The sequence below is a fragment of the Thermorhabdus hydrogeniformans genome (genome assembly GCF_049310025.1).
GTDB lineage: Bacteria > Bacillota > Thermosediminibacteria > Thermosediminibacterales > Tepidanaerobacteraceae > JBJYKD01.
The window spans coordinates 1-272 of the sequence record NZ_JBJYKD010000137.1 but is presented as its reverse complement, the minus strand read 5'-3'; the positions used below and the strand labels follow the sequence as shown (position 1 = coordinate 272).

1 pseudogene is annotated in these 272 nt (G+C 64.7%); it reads right to left on the bottom strand.

Features of this window, described 5'->3' with window-relative positions:
* A pseudogene (locus tag ACKX14_RS15825) lies at positions 1–192 on the bottom strand (HNH endonuclease); the annotation flags it as partial.
* Positions 193–272 lie beyond the last annotated feature (80 nt).

Genomic DNA, 272 nt, shown 5'->3' with positions numbered 1-272 from the left:
GATGGACAGTGGCCTGGCGACCTTGAGTTGGGCCAGCATGCGCCGGGCCGCGGCCGCCGCCTCGGCCTGCGGTCGCTTGCGGGATTCGGCCACCGCAGGCGGAGCGGTGAGGACAACGATGATCGGGATGACCAGGAGGACGAGTACGGTGATGCGGGCCGCCCGGTTGAGGGAGATCATGGTTTGCCCCATGTCACCGGCATCCCCGCGCCCGGTAACACTATTCGATCAGGAAATGTGAGACATACCTATCCGACTCGGCCTTATCTAGC